Here is a 19,294-nt window from a genome sequence, read left to right as displayed (position 1 = left end):
GACCATTAATACCTTAAGGGAAGCTTAGCGGGCTTCCCTTTTCCTTCACTAAAATTGAGTGTTATGCTTTGCGCTCACACATCATTTATTGAGACCATCATGCTGAGATTCTTATTACGATCTGTTCTGCTTGGATTACTCGCTGCGGCTTTAGTTATTGTTGTGGTTCCTAGTCTGCGTAGTAAAGTAATTCCGACTTCAACTCAGCAAAGTCAAAGCGAAAACTCCCCTAGCCCTATGTCTTTCAATAAGGCGGTAAGGCGAGCTGCGCCTGCAGTGGTCAATATCTACAGTCGCCAATACTCAGAAGAAGATCGCAGCAAGCTAAAAACACAAGGTTTAGGTTCTGGAGTGATCGTAAGCGATAAAGGCTACATCATTACCAATTACCATGTGGTGGCAAGTGCCGATCAAGTTATTGTAGCGCTACAAGACGGTCGCGTCGCCAGTGCTCAATTGATAGGGCAAGATCGCCGCACCGATATTGCGGTACTGCAAATATCGATGTCGGATCTTCCGGTTATTCCACTCAACCCTAACTATTCAGCAAAAGTCGGTGATGTCGTATTAGCCATTGGCAACCCATATAACCTAGGGCAAACCACCACTTTTGGCATTATCTCGGCAACGGGACGTTCTTCCATCAGCAATGATGGACGTCAGGCCTTCATTCAAACTGACGCAGCAATCAATGAAGGGAACTCAGGGGGAGCTTTAGTTAACTCTAAAGGAGAGCTTGTTGGTATTAATACCGCCTCTTTTCAGCAAGCAACGGATTTAGAAACCTACGGCATTTCGTTTGCCATTCCACAAAAATTGGTGTGGAAAATCATGAACAAAATTATTGCTGATGGGCGAGTCATTCGTGGCTATATCGGGGTCGATGGGCAAGATATTAGTTCGATGACCAATCGCCTTTTAGCTGGCAACTTTAATGGTGGCATTATTGTGCTAGGCGTTGAGCCTGGAGGCCCAGCAGATGTTGGCGGAATAAAGCCACAAGACATCATAGTTAAAATTGGCGATATGGTGGCTGATAACCGTCAAAACGTTATGGACGCCATCACCGATGCTCGCCCCGGTTCTAAAGTGAATATCATGATCGTAAGAGACGGCAAACAAAAACAACTGACGATTAAGATCGGAGAAGATAATCGACACTTAACCCACAATCAGGGTGCTCGATAATCGCCACTAGAATATCCTCAACACAATGATTCATACATAATAAAACGGCCTGCAAATGATTTGCAGGCCGTTTTTATAGCTTATCAAAGCTGAATGAACTTACTCGTTAGTTTGCACTTCAATAGCAGTGACGCGCTGTAGACCACGTGGCAACATAGCGCCGCGACGTCCTCGCTCACCTCTAAAGTTATCCAAATCACTTGGTTTCAAGCCTAACTTACGTTTGCCTGCGTACAAGGTCACTGTGGCATTGGCAGGCACCGCTAGCAATTGCGTGACAAACTCTTCACGACTCTTAGCTTTCGCTGAAGGAATATTGATGATCTTATTCCCTTTACCTTTGCTCAGTTGTGGTAAGTCTTTAATGGCAAACATCAGCATACGACCTAAGTTTGTGATCGCAAGGATCTCATCTTGGTCTAACTCTGATATAGGGCTTGGCGTTAAGACTTCAGCACTTTGCGGTAAGTTCACTAACGCTTTACCATTGCGGTTTTTGGAGAGTAAATCGCTACCACGACACACAAATCCGTAACCTGCATCAGAACCAACTAACCATAGTTGTTCATCATCACCCATTAATACCTGACGAATACTGGTACCAGTCGATAGGTTTAAACGGCCGGTAATCGGTTCACCTTGGCTTCTCGCCGATGGCAGAGAATGCGACTCTAATGAGTAACTTCGTCCATCAGAACCTAAGAATATTGCTTGTTGATTACTCTTACCTTTGGCCGAGGTTAAGTATTTATCACCGGACTTATAATTGAGGGTTGATGCGTCTACTTCATGCCCTTTAGCATGACGAATCCAACCTTTCTCAGACAAGACCACCGTAATTGGCTCGTTTGGTAGTAAGTCTTTTTCCGTTAGCGCTCGCGCTTCAGCACGTTCTACTAATGGTGAGCGTCGATCATCGCCGTATTTCTCAGCATCGGCTTTGAGCTCTTTCTTCAGCAAGGTGTTTAAACGACGCTCAGAACCTAGTAGCAACTCAAGTTGTTTACGCTCTTTTTCTAGCTCTTCTTGCTCACCACGGATCTTAAATTCTTCCAACTTCGCCAATTGACGCAATTTGGTATCTAAGATGGCATCCGCTTGAATCGCCGAAAGCTCAAAGCGAGACATTAACACCGCTTTCGGGTCGTCTTCAGTACGAATAATCTCAATCACTTCATCAATGTTGAGATACGCTGCTAACAAACCTTCAAGGATATGTAGACGAGCTAAGATTTTATCTAAGCGGAACTGCAAGCGACGGCGAACCGTTGAACGGCGGAACTCAATCCACTCTTTTAGTATTTGAACAAGACCTTTTACCTGCGGACGCTTGTCCAAACCAATCATGTTTAAGTTCACACGATAGTTTTTCTCAAGATCGGTTGAGGCAAATAGGTGGTTCATTAACTGATCGCAATCCACTCGATTTGAGCGAGGTACGATAACAATACGCGTTGGGTTCTCGTGATCGGATTCATCACGCAAATCATCAACCATAGGCAACTTTTTAGCGCGCATTTGGTTGGCGATCTGCTCTAATAACTTAGAACCTGATACTTGGTGCGGTAATGCAGTAATGACCACATCACTGCCTTCTTTATGCCAAACCGCGCGCAGTTTAATACTGCCACGGCCAGTGCGATAAATTTTCTCGATATCCGTTTTTGGGGAAATGATTTCCGCTTCGGTCGGGTAATCTGGGCCTTGCACATATTGCATCACATCCGCTAGCTCAGCTTTCGGATTTTCGATTAACTCAATAGTGGCGTTGGTTACTTCACGGACGTTGTGTGGCGGAATATCCGTTGCCATACCCACTGCGATACCAGTAATACCGTTTAGTAAGATATGAGGCAGACGCGCCGGTAACATTTGAGGCTCTTTCATCGAACCATCAAAGTTAGGTTGCCATTCCACTGTGCCTTGACCTAATTCGCCCAGCAATACCTCAGCAAACTTAGACAGTTTAGATTCGGTATAACGCATTGCAGCAAAAGACTTAGGATCATCAGGAGCACCCCAGTTACCTTGACCGTCTACCAATGGGTAACGGTAGGTAAATGGTTGCGCCATCAGCACCATAGCTTCATAACACGCTGAATCACCGTGTGGGTGATACTTACCAAGTACGTCACCAACGGTACGAGCTGATTTTTTATATTTAGATGAAGCGGATAAACCCAGCTCTGACATCGCATAAATAATGCGGCGCTGTACCGGCTTTAGACCATCACCAATGTAAGGCAATGCACGATCCATGATCACGTACATTGAATAGTTTAAATAGGCGTCTTCGGTAAATTTGCGCAGCGGTAACTGCTCAACGCCATCGTATGTAATCTCGTTCGACATTCTTATACCTCAGCCATATCGCCTTTGTCTTGTAACCAATGACGGCGATCATCTGCACGCTTTTTACCTAATAGCATGTCCATCATTTCCATTGTCTGTTCATCATCATCTATGGTGAGCTGTACTAGACGGCGAGTATTGGGATCCATGGTGGTTTCACGAAGCTGTAATGGGTTCATTTCACCCAGACCTTTGAATCGTTGTACGTTGATTTTGGCGCGCTTACTGCTTAAACGTTCGATAACACCATCTTTCTCTTCTTCATCAAGAGCGTAAAAAACCTCTTTACCGCAATCAATTCTAAACAGTGGCGGCATAGCAACGTACACATGACCTGCCCCTACCAATGAGCGGAAGTGACGCGTAAACAAAGCACAAAGTAAGGTTGCGATATGCAGTCCATCCGAGTCCGCATCCGCTAGGATACAGATCTTACCGTAACGTAAGCCTTCTAGGCTTTCAGTGTCTGGGTCTATCCCCAGAGCGACAGAGATATCATGTACCTCTTGTGAAGCTAACACTTGATCGGCGCTAACTTCCCAAGTGTTCAAAATCTTACCACGCAGTGGCATGATGGCCTGAAACTCACGGTCTCTCGCCTGTTTAGCTGAGCCTCCCGCCGAGTCACCTTCCACCAAGAATAGTTCGGTGCGAGCTAAATCTTGTACGGTACAATCGGTTAATTTACCTGGCAATGCAGGCCCTGATGCTACTTTTTTACGTACCACTTTTTTGCTGGCGCGCATACGGCGGTGAGCATTTGCAATACACGCCTCTGCCAGTTGCTCGGCAATATGTGGGGTTTCATTCAGCCACAGGCTAAAGGCATCTTTGATGACACCAGAAACAAAAGAAGCACATTGACGAGAAGAGAGTCGCTCTTTGGTTTGTCCGGCAAATTGAGGATCTTGCATTTTGATCGACAATACATAAGAACAGCGATCAAAAATATCATCACCGGTCAGCTTCACGCCACGCGGTAATAAGTTGCGGAATTCACAAAACTCACGCATCGCATCTAGCAAACCTTGGCGCAAACCGTTTACGTGCGTACCGCCTTGTGAGGTCGGGATTAAGTTCACGTAACTTTCAGTAATTAATTCGCCACCTTCTGGTTGCCAAATAATGGCCCAATCAGCACCTTCAATCTCACTAGAGAACTGACCGGTAAACGGCGTTTCCGGTAAAACTGTGTAACCTTTAACACCTTCAGCAAGATAGTCTTTGAGACCACTTTCGTAGTACCACTTGTGCTCTTTACTATTGACTTTATCTTGCAGGGTAATTTCGAGGCCAGGACACAATACGGCTTTGGCACGCAGGTTATTGATCAGCCTTGATACAGAGAAATTCCCTGAATCAAAATATTTAGTGTTTGGCCAAAAGTGCACACTAGTACCGCTGTTGCGTTTACCACAGGTACCAACAACGGAGAGTTCTTCGACCTTATCGCCATTTTCAAAAGCGATTTGATAAACTTGTCCATCACGGCGAACGTTGACTTCAACTCGTTGCGATAGTGCGTTTACAACCGAAATACCCACCCCGTGCAAACCACCAGAAAATTGGTAATTCTTATTGGAGAATTTACCACCGGCATGCAGCTTACATAAAATAAGTTCCACACCAGAAATCCCCTCTTCAGGGTGAATGTCCACAGGCATACCACGCCCGTCATCAATCACTTCTAGAGACTGATCGGCATGTAGGATGACCTGTATTTTGGAAGCATGTCCAGCTAACGCTTCATCGACACTGTTATCAATAACTTCTTGCCCAAGGTGGTTGGGACGTACAGTATCGGTATACATTCCAGGGCGACGGCGGACTGGCTCCAAGCCATTTAAGACTTCTATCGCCCCAGCGTTATATTGTTCAGTCATAATTTGAAAATTTACTCTTGGCGTTGTTAAACATCGCTTCTCATCATTGAGAAATTGGCAATCTTATAGATGCTTAAAATTGTTAAAACGGCAATGGCAGATGAATTGATTCTGGTCGTTAATTAACCGTGATACAACTTGAATGCTTTACATAGTCTGGCGCAGTGGCGGTTATGTCAAGTTTGCACTGATTTCCAGATAAAAAAGCATGACAATTGTGCAGTTATCAAGCAAACATCATGAATTGTAGCGTAAGGTTTACATTAGAGTTGAAGAAACTCCACTATCGCGCTTGGGTAGCGCTCAAACCCTATAAAACTATGATCGCCGTCTTCTTCTACGGTCTGTTTGCACCCTATAAATTTATCTACAGCTTGTCGATAATCGAGGACTTCATCCCCTTTTTGTTGCAACAGCCAGAAATCTGCAGTTTGATTAATTTTCGCAACATCAATGGCTCTGAGTTGCTCAACATGTTCCTGCTTTAGAATGTATTTTTCTTCAGTATAGGGATTGAATTGTGGGCCTAAATAATCTTGCAGTAAATCAAAAGGTCTTGCCGCTGGATTAATTAAAGCGGCTTTAAAACCATATTCTTTATTGAGCCATGTTGATAGATACCCACCCATCGAACTTCCCACTAAACCAATTTGATATTCTTGGCTCAATTCATCACATAAAGTGCGTAGGCTTTGAATGCAAGGCTCTGGGTAAACAGGCAGTTGCGGAGCAACAAAGCGAATGTCCGGTCTATGATTTTGGCAAAACTCTCTCATTAACTGAGCTTTATGCGACTGAGGTGAACTATTAAAGCCGTGCAAATAAAGCAACAAAGAGGGTTTGTTATGCATTGTCATTTAATAGCCTTGCGCGTCAAAATCTGGGACGAAACAGCCTTCATCAAGACGATGTAACTGCGAATCTAAACGTCCATCCTTATGCAGCTGTATATGGCGCCAACCTGGTGGTAGTGTATCCAAAGCAAACTCATGGGTATTGGCCTTAAACTGAATGCACGTTGACGGTGTCGCAATCACTTTTATACCGTGACACTCTTGTTCAAAATCTTGATGCACATGTCCACCCAATACAGCGCGAACATTATTATGCTTTTCTAAGACACGCCAAAATTGATCGGCTTTTTGTAGTTTGTGTTGATCAAGCCAAGTGCTACCAATAGGTAATGAGTTATGGTGTAGCAACACTAAGGTATGGCGTTCTGGATGCTGGCTCAATTTTTCATCGAGCAGATCAAGTTCATGCTGCTCAAGGTAGCCGTGGGGTAAACCTTCAACTTGGCTATTGAGCATGATCAATTGCCAATAGTCTCCAGCAAATACATGCGAGACTTCATTGATTTGCTCAGAAGGTAAGACTTTGCCCATATTTGCTTGTAGATCATGATTACCGGGTAACCAGTAACAAGGCTTCACCAGTTTTTTTATGCCGTTTGCAAAACGATTGTAAGAGGCGACTGAATGATCTTGAGATATGTCACCCGTGGCAATAATGGCATCAAAAGGTAGGTTGTGCGCGGCAATATCATCCACTACAGCTTGAAAACTCAACCCTGTATTCACACTTAGCAAACACCCTTCGTCATCAGCGAATAAGTGCGTGTCTGTAATTTGTAGTAATTGGACGGTTTCTTCCGTCACAACTATATGCGGTTCCACAATCAGTCTTTCCAATATTATTTATAAGCTGAGCTCATAACAGGGGCTCTCTACTAATTCCCATTTTTAAACAAAATGTCAGCCAATCTCCAAGAAATTTATTCAATTGGTGCTTTTCATCTTTTTGCACCATTTTTTTATTTGGGTAATCATGGCGTGCATTCACTATTCTCATTTTTTCACTTGCACATACTTCTGCAACCCTTGCATCGTGATATAGACGTACCGTCATGCTTGGAAGTGGAAAAATGGGACATACATCACACTGATAAACGTTCACCAAAGTGGTATAACGAGTAATTTCCAAAATATTAATCTGATAAACTTGATCTTGCACTTGATACGTTCGTTTATCTCCCACCACTGCAGGACGAGGAAGCAAGGCGTTTAATTTGGCATAATTAGTCTCATACAAACGCATAAGGCCTGCAAAATCAACATGATATTCTGAATTTACTTTTCTTGGATTAACCATTGTTTTCTCAGTTGTTGATGATTCAACATCAACCACTGAATCGTTATGATAGATGCTGCGTTCTCAATTGTACCATTTTTCACTCGTTCGTAAGCCTCTTCTCTACTTAGAACATGTACGCGGATATCTTCACCTTCCGACTCTAAACCAAAAACACCACCGGATAGCGGTGCTTCTATCTGCCCAACATATAATTCTAGACGTTCAGAGCAACCCCCTGCCGAAGGATAATAACCGCTGATGTGTTGAATGGCTTTCACGGCCAAGCCAGCCTCTTCAACGGACTCTCGCTTAGCCACATCAATTGGGTCTTCACCTTCTTTATCCAACATTCCTGCCACAATTTCTAACTGCCATGGCCTTGCATCACCAAGTGCACCAACACGAATCTGTTCCACCATCACCAATTGGTCTGTCACTGGATCGTAAGGCAGCATTGCCACAGCGTGTCCGCGTTCAAATAGCTCTCGCTCTATCTCTTCACTCCACCCCCCGGCAAATAGTCGATGACGAAATGTCACTTGAGTCAGGCTGAAAAACCCCTTAAATAAGGTCTTTTTTTCAATAATTTCAACATCTTTATTGTGGAATGTCGGGTAAGAGCTAGGGTTAGACATAAGCATTCTCTTTACGGGGTGAATGACAAGCTATTTTAAGATATTTAGCTATTATCATGTATAAGATTAATACTACCTGAATAGATAATGAACTGTGTTTTTTTAACAAAAACATGTAACAATAGCCATATTATTGGTTTTTGTAGTACCCTGTACGATACTGTATAGGATGCTGTGTAAAATTGTGTAAAAACAGTTCAAATTCAAACCAATACCTATATTCTAATCAATTAAATATAAATTTAAGTAGCAGGAAGAGTTACGACAATGAAGAAAGCGCTGTCCATCTTTATCTCAGCTTCTCTGTGTGGTCTGTCTGTATCAGCCAGTGCAGAAAATCTAGCTGATGTTTATAATCAAGCGAAAAAGAGTGATCCTCAACTGTTACGTTCAGCGGCTCAACGTGACGCAGCTTTTGAATCGATTACTTCATCACGCAGTTCCTTGCTTCCTCAAATTAACCTAACCGCTTCTTATGACTATGGTGAAGGCTACACTGGAGCAAAAACTAACGCTGTTCAAGCTGGCATTGGCTTAAGCCAAGAGCTTTATCAACGTTCAAGCTGGGTTACTCTTGAAACCACAGAGAAGAAAGCACGCCAAGCAGACTCTGCTTATGCGGCTAAGCAACAAGATCTTATCCTGCGTACCGCTACAGCCTACTTTGAAGTGTTACGAGCAAAAGACAGTTTAGAGTTCGTTCAAGCCGAGAAAAGCGCAGTTGAACGTCAACTCGATCAAGAAAAACAACGTTTTGATGTTGGTCTATCTGCAATCACTAACGTACATGAAGCTCAAGCTGAATACGATAGCGTACTCGCAGAAGAAGTAAGCGCAAAAAACGCTTTAGTAAATAGCTACGAATCACTACGTGAAATCACAGGTACTGGCCACCAGAATCTAGATATCCTAGATATCAAACGTTTCTCTGCTTCTAAATCAGATAAAACGAACGATGCACTTGTAGAACAAGCTCAGGAAGAAAACCTTAGCTTACTGGCAGCTCGTATCAACCAAGATATCGCAAGAGACAACATCCGTTTAGCAAGCTCTGGTCACCTACCATCGCTGACTTTCAATGCTGATGCTGGCTACGGTAATGGTGAAATCAGCGGTACTGATGTTGATGACACTAAATACAACCTAGGCATTAACCTTTCTGTACCATTGTATACGGGTGGCAATGTTAGCTCTCAGGTAAAACAAGCTGAATATGACTATGTTGCAGTGAGTGAAGACTTAGAAGCGTCTTACCGTTCAGTAGTTAAAACGGTACGTGCATCTAACAACAACATTGATGCAACCATAGGTTCTATCCGCGCATTTGAGCAATCTCTAGTTTCTGCAGAGTCTGCACTATCTGCTGTTGAAACAGGCTATGAAGTTGGCTCACGTACAGTGGTTGACGTTTTAGATTTCACTCGTCGAGTGTTTGAAGCAAAACGTAACCTATCTGATGCTCGTTACAACTACATCATCAGCGTACTGCAATTAAAAGAAGCGGTGGGTACATTAAGCGAACAAGATATCTTAGATATCAACGATGGCTTAAAACCTGCGCCAGTAGAATCTAAAAACTCTTAATCAGTTTTAGAACAGTAAGTAAAAAGGCTAGTCAGTGACTAGCCTTTTTAATGTCTAAATTTTATCTTCGTAACATCTTTTCCGAACGAGATGCCGAGCTTAATCAATAACCTATAGCCAATAACCTGTAGTAAATAACCTATCAAGCCCGCTGCTTTACATGCTCGATTGTAGGTCGGTTACTTAGCGTTAGCGTGATTAATCTTAGTTTTTCACACCGTCAGCGGCGTTTCTTGCATCAACTTCTTCGTCCAAGCTTTTAAGCTTCTCTTCCATTTGGTTACGGCAAACTTCAGCCAATTTACGGACATTTGATTTGCTGTATTCAGAAGTATCTACAGCAGGTAGCATTTCGATAATTACATGTCCGTTATTCCAACGATTCAGTTTTATCTTGTCTTGCGTGGTGCTACAAACAATCGGAATAATCGGTGTTTCAGCACCAATTGCAGTATGAAAAGCACCCGTTTTGAAGGGTAATAAGCCTCGACCACGAGAACGAGTACCTTCAGGGAACATCCACACGGATAAACGCGTTTGCTTCATTTTATCGACCACTTGATCGATAGTGCCTTTAGCTTTAGAACGGTTGGCACGATCAATCAGGATATTCCCTGTTAACCAGTACAATTGACCAAATAAAGGCAACCACAATAAGCTCTTCTTACCTACAGTCACAACATTTGGCGTAACGGCAGAAGATACGGTAAATAAATCCCAAGAGTTTTGATGGTTAGCAATATAAGTTGCTTGGTCTCGCTTATAAGCATCTTCTGGGAGTCTAAGCTCTAGCTTGATACCAAATACGCGGTGCATTGCACCAAAGTAACGACCAAAGGTAAATACGTGCTTTGGATTTCTTGGGCTAAATAGGCAATAGCCACAGCCAAACACAAACATCAATATGGCAAAAATCAAGACCAAAAACATGCGCAGTAAAGCAATCATTATGTAATTCCTAGCGATAACCTTCGCTGTTTAATTGTTATTCTCAATAGTAATTCCCATCGCCAAAATTAAGTGATGGGTATAATGCACATCGAGAGTATCATTGTATAAAGCCTAGTTTTTCACTAAGTCTCTTATTTTCTCTTTCATAGCTCAGGCTTGCTGGACAAAGAAAGTGAGAAGTTAACAGTCTATCAAATAAAAAAACCGAAACCACAAGGTTTCGGTCTTAAATAGAATCTAAATGTGATTAGTCGCTAAACCTTTCAATATTGGCGCCAAGCAGACTCAATTTATGTTCAATTCGGTCATAACCTCTATCGATATGGTAAATGCGATCAACAATCGTCTCACCGCTGGCAATGCAACCAGCAATAACTAGGCTTGCCGAAGCGCGTAGGTCAGTCGCCATAACTTGTGTGCCACTTAAACCTTCGCTATCGCCACAAATCACGGTATGACCTTCAATCTCAGCTTTAGCACCCATGCGTTGCAATTCAGGAACGTGCATAAAGCGATTTTCAAAGATAGTTTCTGTGATTACGCCGCCGCCTTTGGCCATCATATTCAGCAGGGTAAATTGCGCTTGCATATCCGTTGGGAAACCTGGGTATGGCGCCGTGCGAACAGTGATCGCTTTTAGCTCTCTGTCGCCCGTCATATCCGCAGAAATCCAATCTTCGCCCGTTTCAATCTTAGCGCCAGCTTCTTCTAGCTTAGCTAATACCGCTTCCAGTAAGTTAGCACGAGTGTTATGACATACCACTTTACCACCAGACACAGCAGCTGCGACTAAGAAAGTACCGGTTTCGATGCGATCGGGAACAACAGTATGCTCACCACCGGCAAGACGTTCAACACCTTCAATCGTGATGGTATCAGTACCTGCACCGGTAATTTTCGCACCAAGCGCAATCAAGAAATCAGCCGTATCGACAATTTCAGGTTCACGTGCAGCATTATCAAGAACCGTAGTACCTTCAGCTAACGCCGCCGCACTCATGATAGTGATCGTTGCGCCAACGCTCACTTTATCCATGATGATATGAGCGCCTTGTAAGCGGCCATCCACTTTTGCTTTTACGTAGCCATCTTCAATAGTGATGTTTGCACCCAGGCTTTCTAGGCCTTGAATGTGCAAATCAACAGGGCGAGCACCGATAGCACAGCCGCCAGGTAGACTGACTTGACCTTCACCAAACCTTGCAACCAAAGGACCTAAAGCCCAAATAGAAGCACGCATGGTTTTTACTAACTCATAGGGCGCACAGTATTCATTAATACCTGAAGCATCAACAAATAAAGTGGTCGTATCTCCATCACGAGATGCTTTAACACCTAATTGTTGTAACAAAGCTAGGCTAGTATTAATGTCACGTAGTTTTGGTACGTTGTGTAAAACAACAGGTTCTTCAGCCAAAATAGCCGAGAACAAAATAGGTAACGCCGCATTTTTTGCGCCAGAAATTGACACTTCACCGCTTAAAGGCGCTGAAGAGCCAGTTACTCGAAATTTTTCCATTATTAGTCCTTAAAGCGACATTAGTTTTTTATCACGCTGCCACTCCTCGGGAGTAAAAGCTTTTATTGATAGTGCGTGAATTTCGTTGCGTTGAATGTAATCCGTTAGCGGCGCATAAATAAACTGCTGCTTCTTAACACGGCTCATTCCTTCAAAAGAAGCATCAACAGCAATCACTTCAAAGTGGCTACCCTCTCCTTTTACATGAATCTCTGCTAGCTGCAACGCTTCGTCGAGCAGTTCTTTAACTTGTGTACTATCCACTTTCACCCTCAATTTCGATTTCTATGTGCTCTACCAATAATGGCATTGCATTGCTCACTTCAAATAAAGTAAGCAGTTTATTAGGTACAGATCGCAACATTATATGGCAGTCACAATTTTTTGCATGGTCAATTATGTGCAGAATCAGCGCCATTGCCGCAGAATCTGTACTTAATACGGCACTTAGGTCGAGATCTAGTCGTTCAACCTTTGGCTGCCACTGTGCTATTTGCTGCCATAGCTGCGGAATATAGTTTCGATTGAGCACACCACTTAGCATGGCATGCTGATCATCAATCATGGTCCAAACCGCTTTATCACTCATCATTTAGCAGAGTCATAATGGATTGGTGTTTTCGCTAAAGTGGCTAACTCATGAGTGACGGCTGGCAGACCATCTTTACGTATTTTGCCGCCCCACTCCGATTGCTTACTTGATAACAGACTGACGCCTTCTGCCACCATATCAAACGCTTGCCACTCATTGGTTTTTTTGTTTTTACGCCACTTAAACTCTAATTTTATCGCAGGTCGATTAGCCTGCATAATTTCAACAGGGATAGACACAATGCGTTGATCATCGCGAAGATTGCGAGGCGGTGTGTATTTGATCTCTTGATCTTTATACTGAGTTAACACCTGCGCATAAGCCGTTACTAAGTACGCTCTAAATGCGACCAAAAAGTCAGCCACTTCACCCTTGTCAGCTTTTCTTAAGTAATTACCTAATACTTTAAGTCCAGCATAACGGTCGTTGACGTAAGGCATTAGCTCTTCTTCAACCACCACTTTTAATTGCTCTGGAGACTCTCTAAGTTGGGCTTGTTCATTTTTAAGTCTATCAAAAGTACGACTGCCCACTATTTCCATCATCTGATAAGGCTGGGTTTTATCCACAGTGTCACCCCATGCAATTGAGGAAGACAACATCGCCATCAATAAGATAAGTCTTGTCATAATTTTCATGGTTATTTCCCTGAATTATCGCCTACGCTGTACATAAACTGCCCGATCAAATCTTCCAGTACCAAGGCTGACTTGGTGTCTTCTATCAGATCGCCATCCTTGAGTATCTCAGCGTCATCATCCATAAAACCCGGTATTAAGCTAATATATTGCTCACCAATTAAACCCGAAGTTAAGATATGCGCACTTGAAGTATCTGGAAAGTGACCAAAACGCTCTTCAATAGTCAAAGTGACCACTGGCGTAAAGTATTCAGTATCAAGCGTGATATCCGACACTCGACCTACCACTACTCCACCTACTTTTACCGGAGAACGTACTTTTAGGCTGCCTATATTATCGAAAGATGCTTTAAGTTTATAACTATCTTGGCTTCCTAGCGACTTTACATCAGCCACTTTAAATATCATAAACATCACCGCTACAATGCCTAAGATGATAAAACTACCAACCCACAATTCTAACTTCCTTGATTGATTCATACTTAACTTCCAAACATTAATGCGGTTAAAACAAAATCTAGCCCTAATACAGCTAGAGAAGAATGCACTACAGTGCGAGTCGTTGCTTGACTGATACCTTCTGAGGTAGGGACAGCATCATAACCATTAAACAGCGCTATCCAAACTATAGTTACAGCAAACACCAATGATTTAATTACGCTATTACCTATATCTCGTCCCAGCTCTACTGATGACTGCATTGCAGACCAAAAACTGCCGTGATCGATTCCTTTCCAATCCACGCCAACAATGTGTCCGCCTAAAATACCCACCGCGATAAAAATCATCGTCAACAATGGCATTGAAATAACGCCGGCCCAAAATCGAGGGCTGATAATGCGTTTTAATGGATCGACCGCCATCATTTCCAGACTTGAAAGTTGTTCCGTTGCTTTCATCAATCCTATTTCGGCGGTCAATGCAGAGCCTGCTCGGCCTGCAAACAATAATGCGGTAACAACCGGACCAAGCTCTCGTAATAAAGAAAGCGCAACCATTTGCCCTAAGCTTCCTTCAGCGCCGTAATCCACCAGCACAACATAGCCCTGTAAACTCAGCACCATACCGATGAATAAACCTGAAACCAAAGTAATCACCAGTGATTGAGCGCCTACAGAATAGAGCTGCTTAAACAATAGCGGTATATTTTTCATTGGCTGCGGTTTAGCCACCAGAGCACCAAACAGCATCAAGGTTGCTCGCCCAAAAGAGCGGGTAACTCTGATCCCTGATGCGCCTATGTCGGCAACTTTATTGATAGCCCAAGATATCATCGTTGAAATAAATCCCTTTCTAATGGTGCTGACGGAAATGCAAACGGCACAGCGCCATCAGCGCTGCCATGTAAAAACTGTTGTACGCGCGGATCTTGGCTTTGTTCAATATCAACTGGCTCACCGCTTGCAATCACCTTTTTATCTGCGATCAAATACACGTAATCTGCAATGCTCATTAACTCAGGCACATCATGCGACACCACAATTGAAGTTACGCCTAATGCTTGGTTTAACTTTTTAATCAGTTCAACCAACACTCCCATAGTGATCGGATCTTGCCCCACAAAAGGCTCATCATACATTACAACGTCAGGGTCTAATGCAATGGCGCGTGCCAGAGCTACTCTTCGGGTCATGCCTCCGGATAGTTCACTAGGCATTAACTGGGCAGCGCCTCGCAATCCGACCGCTTCTAATTTAAGGAGCACAATAGTACGAATGAAAGATTCCGATAGCTGAGTATGTTCACGAATCGGGAACGCGACATTGTCAAAAACATTCAGGTCAGTAAACAGTGCCCCAGATTGAAATAGCATGCTCATTTTCTTACGAACTTGATAAAGCTCACCACGGCTAAGCTTGGGAATGTTTTGTTGCTCAAACCATATATCACCGCTATCTGGCGGAATTTGCCCTGCGATAAGTTTGAGCAAGGTGGTTTTACCTATACCCGAAGGTCCCATTATCGCGGTGATTTTACCTTGTGGAATCGACAAACTGATGTTGTCAAAAACCACTCTGGAACCCCGAGAAAATGTCACCTTATCTAATGTAATTTTGTTTTTAGCTTCGAGCATCAACACTCCTTGTTGTGACCTGAAAACCATCCAATATCAAAAAAGTTGAATATATCAGACAGTTGGTCGACTTAATCATAGGAATTTTATCAGACTTGTGTGTAAATAATTCGTCTAAAATCTTCCCTTTTTGACAGCTTAACGTCAAAATCACTGTTTAACTCGTACCAATTAATAAAGAGCACACAAATGATCGTAGCGATTTGTCTACTTGTCGTTGGTTTAATCATGCTGGTTTGGAGTGCCGATAAACTGGTATTCGGTTCAGCTGCATTAGCTAGAAATTTTGGAATATCTCCCTTGGTCATCGGTATGACCATTCTTGCCATGGGCTCTTCTGCTCCAGAAATGATGGTTTCTGCCACTGCAGCTTTAGACGGTCGAACGGATACCGCTGTCGGTAATGTACTCGGTTCAAACATTGCCAACATAGCACTTATTTTGGGTATCACCGCACTGGTTAAGCCTTTAATCGTTAGCTCAGGTATATTACGACGCGAGTTGCCACTGATGATAGGTGTCACCTTGATTGCCGGTGGCATCATGTGGGATCACTACCTTGGTTTTACCGAAGGTGTATTACTTGTTGTGCTGTTTGTTGCGTTCATTCTGGCGATGCTACACATTTCTCGAACAGAGAAACACGTTGGCGATAACATGCTCAGTGAGCAAGAGTCTGAAGTCCCTGACGGCGTCGAGAACAAAAAAGCCATTTTCTGGATCGTTGTAGGCCTTATTTTACTGCCACTGGCGGCAAATCTATTAGTCAATAATGCCGTTTATATTGCCAAGTATTTTGGCATGAGCGATCTTGTGATTGGACTGACCATCATTGCCATCGGTACTAGCTTGCCAGAATTAGCGGCCTCATTAGCTGGGGTCATGAAAGGCGAAGATGATATGGCGGTGGGTAATATTATTGGCTCCAACGTCTTCAATATACTGGCAGTTATGGGCATTCCGGGCTTATTGCACCCTTCTTTTCTTAACGAGAATGCCATGAATCGTGACTTTTGGGTCATGCTCGGCGTTTCCGTTTTATTGGTCATTATGGCGCTAGGTAAATCGAAAAAGATCACCCGAATAGAAGGTGGGATACTCTTTGCCATATTTGTTGCCTACCAAAGCTATCTCTTTTTCAATGTAGGTGCATAAGGAGATTCACATGACAGTAAAATTTGACTACCAAAAAGCAGCGCAAAATGTACTCAATACTGAGATAGCAGGACTCACCCAACTGTCTCAATATTTTAATCGTGATTTTGACCAAGCTTGCGACACTATCCTTGCCAATAAACACGGCAAAGTTGTGGTAATGGGAATGGGTAAATCTGGCCATATTGGCAACAAGATTGCTGCGACCTTAGCCAGCACAGGTACATCAGCTTTTTTTGTCCACCCCGGTGAAGCCGCTCACGGTGATTTAGGCATGATTGCGCCCGGCGATATTGTCCTAACCATCTCTAATTCGGGTGAATCGCAAGAGATCCTTTCTCTTTTCCCTGTGTTAAAGCGCCTTAATATTCAAATCATCAGCATGACTGGCAAGCCAAATTCAAACATGGCAAAACTGGCGGATATCCACCTATGTATCGCGGTACCTCATGAGGCATGTCCAATTGAGTTAGCCCCAACAAGCAGCACCACGGCCACCTTAGTGATGGGAGATGCTCTGGCAATGGCTTTGATGCAAGCACGTGGCTTTACCGCAGAAGACTTTGCGCTGTCTCACCCTGGCGGCGCCTTGGGGCGTAAGTTACTACTAAAACTAGAAAACATTATGCATACTGGTACAGATGTTCCTAAAGTTAAAGCAGATGCTTTAATCAAAGATGCTTTGATTGAGATAAGCGAAAAAGGCTTAGGGATGACCGCCATTGTCGATGATGCAGACAAAATCTTAGGCATATTTACCGATGGCGACTTGCGACGCCTTCTCGATAAAAGAATCGACATCCACTGCACCGTTATTGGTGATGTAATGTCAAAAAATCCAAGCTACGCATCGCCATCTCTGTTGGCTGTAGAAGGATTGAATATGATGCAAGAGCGCAGTATCACTGCCCTATTGCTATGTGAAAATGATAAACTGGTTGGCGCGCTCAACATGCACGACCTTTTAAAAGCTGGAGTAATGTAATTCATGAATGAAATGGTCGATTCTCTATACGGTCCAGTTTCAAAGCCTGTTTTTGCTATAGCAAAACAAATTAAGCTGCTTATTTGTGATGTAGACGGCGTATTCTCTGACGGTCTCGTCTACATGGGCAATGCTGGCGAAGAACTCAAAACTTTTCATACACGTGATGGCTACGGCATAAAATCACTGATGAACGCCGGCATCGAAATCGCTATCGTCACTGGACGTCGCTCACAAATCGTCGAAAATCGTATGCGCGGTTTGGGCATAACGCTCATCTATCAAGGGCAAGACGACAAAATTAAAGCCTACAATGACATTATCGATAAGCTCAATATTTTGCCTGAACATACCGGTTATATCGGTGATGATCTGATCGATTGGCCCGTGATGGAAAAAGTCGCATTAAAAGTGTGCGTCAACGATGGGCACCCATTGCTAGTACAACGAGCTAACTATGTCACTAAAATAAAGGGCGGCCATGGCGCAGTACGCGAGGTGTGCGACCTTATTTTGCAAGCTCGTGGAGAATTAGAGCAACATAAAGGTCTGAGTATATGACGGGTTCTCGCATTTTTCAGATAGTGTTAATCGGTATTATCTGTGTATCCGGTTATTATCTACTGATAAATCAAGAACAAGAGGTTATTCAGGTTGAACCTAGCACTGAATTACCTATGTTTACCGGACGCCAAGTGACCAACACCACTTACGATCTTGACGGTATTCGTAGCTACAAAATCAGTTCCGAAAAACTGGATCACTACGCAACCAGTGGCGACACCCTATTTGATAACCTCATAATGTATGTGTATCGTGATGGGACAGTCGAAGAGTGGCAAGTGGTTTCAGATACCGCCGTTTTAGATAAGAATCATCAACTGACGTTAGCCGGAAATGTCATTGCGACAAATTTACTTCCTGACGCCAGTTTTGAAACATTAACTACAGATAAAATGACAATTGAGCTCGACAGCAAAGACTTTAGTTCCGACGTCCAAGTGACTCTAAAAGGACCTCAGTTTCTCAATATTGGCCAAGCCATGCAGGGAAATTTGGATAAAAATGAAGCCGTCTTGTTCAATCATGTAAAAGGGATCTATGAAAAAGCTAAGCCTTAGTCTTTTACTGGGAATATTACTGTCTCCTTCAGTTTATGCGCTCTCTACCGATTCAGAGCAACCGGTGTACATCGACTCTGACAGTCAACAACTTGATATGAAGAGTAACAAGGTTACTTTTATTGGTGACGTAAAAATGCGCCAAGGCAGTATCAATGTGAAAGGGGACAAGGTCATTGTCTATCGTAACCCTAGTGACGGCGCCATAAAAAAAATTGAAGCTTATGGAAAGCTCGCTAAGTTCTCTCAAAAAACCGATGATGGCAAAACTATTCACGGTCATGCAGAAGAGCTGTATTACGATATGTCTCAAGATCAATTAATTATGATCAAACAGGCGATGCTGGCTCAAGATGACAGCACGATCAACGGCCAACGAATTATCTACCATATCACCACCGAAAAAATGATCGCTGAGGGTGGTAAAGGCTCTCGAGTATCAACCGTGCTACAACCTCAACCAAAAGAGAATAAATAGTCGA

Annotated in this window: 21 protein-coding genes; 7 read left to right on the top strand and 14 right to left on the bottom strand. The window is 43.2% G+C overall.

Features of this window, described 5'->3' with window-relative positions; translation table 11 throughout:
* The first annotated feature begins 99 nt into the window (after positions 1-99).
* A complete protein-coding gene (gene degS, locus VHA01S_RS01545) occupies positions 100-1,188 on the top strand; it encodes an outer membrane-stress sensor serine endopeptidase DegS (RefSeq protein ID WP_023402593.1) in 1,089 nt (362 codons plus the stop codon).
* 99 nt (positions 1,189-1,287) lie between these two features.
* On the opposite strand, the gene parC is transcribed toward degS, so the two are convergent.
* From parC to nudF, 6 genes are all read right to left on the bottom strand, one after another.
* Positions 1,288-3,540, bottom strand: coding sequence for a DNA topoisomerase IV subunit A (parC, locus tag VHA01S_RS01540; RefSeq protein WP_023402592.1), 2,253 nt, complete (start codon positions 3,538-3,540; stop codon positions 1,288-1,290).
* A 2-nt stretch (positions 3,541-3,542) separates the two neighbouring features.
* The gene (gene parE, locus VHA01S_RS01535; RefSeq protein WP_023402591.1) at positions 3,543-5,423 is read right to left on the bottom strand and encodes a DNA topoisomerase IV subunit B; all 1,881 of its coding nucleotides are present in this window, start codon (positions 5,421-5,423) and stop codon (positions 3,543-3,545) included.
* 263 nt (positions 5,424-5,686) lie between these two features.
* Positions 5,687-6,274: an esterase YqiA gene (yqiA, locus tag VHA01S_RS01530; RefSeq protein WP_373277876.1), complete on the bottom strand. Its 588-nt coding sequence runs from the start codon at positions 6,272-6,274 to the stop codon at positions 5,687-5,689.
* A gap of 6 nt (positions 6,275-6,280) precedes the next feature.
* Positions 6,281-7,099, bottom strand: a complete 819-nt coding sequence (gene cpdA, locus VHA01S_RS01525; protein ID WP_023402589.1) for a 3',5'-cyclic-AMP phosphodiesterase — start codon at positions 7,097-7,099, stop codon at positions 6,281-6,283.
* A 34-nt stretch (positions 7,100-7,133) separates the two neighbouring features.
* Positions 7,134-7,574 carry a DUF1249 family protein gene (locus tag VHA01S_RS01520; protein ID WP_023402588.1) on the bottom strand — a complete coding sequence of 147 codons (441 nt, stop codon included), beginning with the start codon at positions 7,572-7,574 and terminating at the stop codon, positions 7,134-7,136.
* Positions 7,553-8,191, bottom strand: a complete 639-nt coding sequence (gene nudF / locus VHA01S_RS01515; RefSeq protein ID WP_023402587.1) for an ADP-ribose diphosphatase — start codon at positions 8,189-8,191, stop codon at positions 7,553-7,555. Before nudF ends, VHA01S_RS01520 begins: the two co-directional genes overlap by 22 nt.
* Positions 8,192-8,458: 267 nt before the next feature.
* Here nudF and tolC point away from each other — a divergent pair, with 267 nt between their 5' ends.
* Positions 8,459-9,775, top strand: coding sequence for an outer membrane channel protein TolC (gene tolC, locus VHA01S_RS01510; RefSeq protein WP_023402586.1), 1,317 nt, complete (start codon positions 8,459-8,461; stop codon positions 9,773-9,775).
* Between the two features lie 204 nt (positions 9,776-9,979).
* Here the strand turns inward: tolC and VHA01S_RS01505 are convergent, their stop codons facing one another.
* From VHA01S_RS01505 to mlaF, 8 genes are all read right to left on the bottom strand, one after another.
* Entirely contained in the window at positions 9,980-10,723 is a 744-nt protein-coding gene (locus VHA01S_RS01505) for a 1-acylglycerol-3-phosphate O-acyltransferase (protein ID WP_023402585.1), read from the bottom strand.
* Positions 10,724-10,973: 250 nt separating this feature from the next.
* Positions 10,974-12,245, bottom strand: a complete 1,272-nt coding sequence (gene murA, locus VHA01S_RS01500) for a UDP-N-acetylglucosamine 1-carboxyvinyltransferase (protein ID WP_023402584.1) — start codon at positions 12,243-12,245, stop codon at positions 10,974-10,976.
* 9 nt (positions 12,246-12,254) lie between these two features.
* A complete protein-coding gene (gene ibaG, locus VHA01S_RS01495; protein ID WP_023402583.1) occupies positions 12,255-12,509 on the bottom strand; it encodes a BolA family iron metabolism protein IbaG in 255 nt (84 codons plus the stop codon).
* A complete protein-coding gene (locus tag VHA01S_RS01490) occupies positions 12,502-12,837 on the bottom strand; it encodes an STAS domain-containing protein (protein WP_023402582.1) in 336 nt (111 codons plus the stop codon). The genes ibaG and VHA01S_RS01490 overlap by 8 nt, the downstream gene beginning before the upstream one ends.
* Positions 12,834-13,475, bottom strand: coding sequence for a phospholipid-binding protein MlaC (mlaC, locus tag VHA01S_RS01485; RefSeq protein WP_023402581.1), 642 nt, complete (start codon positions 13,473-13,475; stop codon positions 12,834-12,836). The genes VHA01S_RS01490 and mlaC overlap by 4 nt, the downstream gene beginning before the upstream one ends.
* A 2-nt stretch (positions 13,476-13,477) precedes the next feature.
* Positions 13,478-13,957, bottom strand: coding sequence for an outer membrane lipid asymmetry maintenance protein MlaD (gene mlaD / locus VHA01S_RS01480; protein ID WP_023402580.1), 480 nt, complete (start codon positions 13,955-13,957; stop codon positions 13,478-13,480).
* Between the two features lie 2 nt (positions 13,958-13,959).
* Positions 13,960-14,751, bottom strand: coding sequence for a lipid asymmetry maintenance ABC transporter permease subunit MlaE (gene mlaE, locus VHA01S_RS01475; RefSeq protein ID WP_023402579.1), 792 nt, complete (start codon positions 14,749-14,751; stop codon positions 13,960-13,962).
* The gene (gene mlaF / locus VHA01S_RS01470) at positions 14,748-15,551 is read right to left on the bottom strand and encodes a phospholipid ABC transporter ATP-binding protein MlaF (protein ID WP_023402578.1); all 804 of its coding nucleotides are present in this window, start codon (positions 15,549-15,551) and stop codon (positions 14,748-14,750) included. The genes mlaE and mlaF overlap by 4 nt, the downstream gene beginning before the upstream one ends.
* A gap of 189 nt (positions 15,552-15,740) precedes the next feature.
* On the opposite strand from mlaF, the gene VHA01S_RS01465 reads away from it, so the two are divergent.
* From VHA01S_RS01465 to lptA, 5 genes are read left to right on the top strand one after another with little or no spacing between them, the layout of a single operon-like run.
* A complete protein-coding gene (locus tag VHA01S_RS01465) occupies positions 15,741-16,706 on the top strand; it encodes a calcium/sodium antiporter (protein ID WP_023402577.1) in 966 nt (321 codons plus the stop codon).
* A gap of 10 nt (positions 16,707-16,716) precedes the next feature.
* Positions 16,717-17,691 carry an arabinose-5-phosphate isomerase KdsD gene (kdsD, locus tag VHA01S_RS01460; RefSeq protein ID WP_023402576.1) on the top strand — a complete coding sequence of 325 codons (975 nt, stop codon included), beginning with the start codon at positions 16,717-16,719 and terminating at the stop codon, positions 17,689-17,691.
* Positions 17,692-17,694: 3 nt separating this feature from the next.
* On the top strand, positions 17,695-18,252 hold the full coding sequence (gene kdsC / locus VHA01S_RS01455) for a 3-deoxy-manno-octulosonate-8-phosphatase KdsC (protein ID WP_023402575.1): 558 nt from the start codon (positions 17,695-17,697) through the stop codon (positions 18,250-18,252).
* Positions 18,249-18,812 (top strand): LPS export ABC transporter periplasmic protein LptC, encoded by a 564-nt coding sequence (gene lptC / locus VHA01S_RS01450; protein WP_023402574.1) that lies wholly within the window; start codon positions 18,249-18,251, stop codon positions 18,810-18,812. Before kdsC ends, lptC begins: the two co-directional genes overlap by 4 nt.
* Positions 18,793-19,290, top strand: a complete 498-nt coding sequence (lptA, locus tag VHA01S_RS01445; RefSeq protein WP_023402573.1) for a lipopolysaccharide transport periplasmic protein LptA — start codon at positions 18,793-18,795, stop codon at positions 19,288-19,290. The genes lptC and lptA overlap by 20 nt, the downstream gene beginning before the upstream one ends.
* Positions 19,291-19,294: the final 4 nt, after the last annotated feature.

The organism is Vibrio halioticoli NBRC 102217 (assembly GCF_000496695.1).
In the GTDB taxonomy this organism is placed as follows: Bacteria; Pseudomonadota; Gammaproteobacteria; order Enterobacterales; family Vibrionaceae; genus Vibrio; species Vibrio halioticoli.
This window is presented reverse-complemented; position numbering and strand designations above follow the sequence as displayed.

Coding starts and splice junctions, on each gene's coding strand:
- degS (WP_023402593.1), top strand. CDS start 100: ATGCTGAGATTCTTATTACGATCTGTTCTGCTTGGATTACTCGCTGCG.
- parC (WP_023402592.1), bottom strand. CDS start 3,540: ATGTCGAACGAGATTACATACGATGGCGTTGAGCAGTTACCGCTGCGC.
- parE (WP_023402591.1), bottom strand. CDS start 5,423: ATGACTGAACAATATAACGCTGGGGCGATAGAAGTCTTAAATGGCTTG.
- yqiA (WP_373277876.1), bottom strand. CDS start 6,274: ATGCATAACAAACCCTCTTTGTTGCTTTATTTGCACGGCTTTAATAGT.
- VHA01S_RS01520 (WP_023402588.1), bottom strand. CDS start 7,574: ATGGTTAATCCAAGAAAAGTAAATTCAGAATATCATGTTGATTTTGCA.
- nudF (WP_023402587.1), bottom strand. CDS start 8,191: ATGTCTAACCCTAGCTCTTACCCGACATTCCACAATAAAGATGTTGAA.
- tolC (WP_023402586.1), top strand. CDS start 8,459: ATGAAGAAAGCGCTGTCCATCTTTATCTCAGCTTCTCTGTGTGGTCTG.
- VHA01S_RS01505 (WP_023402585.1), bottom strand. CDS start 10,723: ATGATTGCTTTACTGCGCATGTTTTTGGTCTTGATTTTTGCCATATTG.
- murA (WP_023402584.1), bottom strand. CDS start 12,245: ATGGAAAAATTTCGAGTAACTGGCTCTTCAGCGCCTTTAAGCGGTGAA.
- VHA01S_RS01490 (WP_023402582.1), bottom strand. CDS start 12,837: ATGATGAGTGATAAAGCGGTTTGGACCATGATTGATGATCAGCATGCC.
- mlaC (WP_023402581.1), bottom strand. CDS start 13,475: ATGAAAATTATGACAAGACTTATCTTATTGATGGCGATGTTGTCTTCC.
- mlaD (WP_023402580.1), bottom strand. CDS start 13,957: ATGAATCAATCAAGGAAGTTAGAATTGTGGGTTGGTAGTTTTATCATC.
- mlaE (WP_023402579.1), bottom strand. CDS start 14,751: ATGATATCTTGGGCTATCAATAAAGTTGCCGACATAGGCGCATCAGGG.
- mlaF (WP_023402578.1), bottom strand. CDS start 15,551: ATGCTCGAAGCTAAAAACAAAATTACATTAGATAAGGTGACATTTTCT.
- VHA01S_RS01465 (WP_023402577.1), top strand. CDS start 15,741: ATGATCGTAGCGATTTGTCTACTTGTCGTTGGTTTAATCATGCTGGTT.
- kdsD (WP_023402576.1), top strand. CDS start 16,717: ATGACAGTAAAATTTGACTACCAAAAAGCAGCGCAAAATGTACTCAAT.
- kdsC (WP_023402575.1), top strand. CDS start 17,695: ATGAATGAAATGGTCGATTCTCTATACGGTCCAGTTTCAAAGCCTGTT.
- lptC (WP_023402574.1), top strand. CDS start 18,249: ATGACGGGTTCTCGCATTTTTCAGATAGTGTTAATCGGTATTATCTGT.
- lptA (WP_023402573.1), top strand. CDS start 18,793: ATGAAAAAGCTAAGCCTTAGTCTTTTACTGGGAATATTACTGTCTCCT.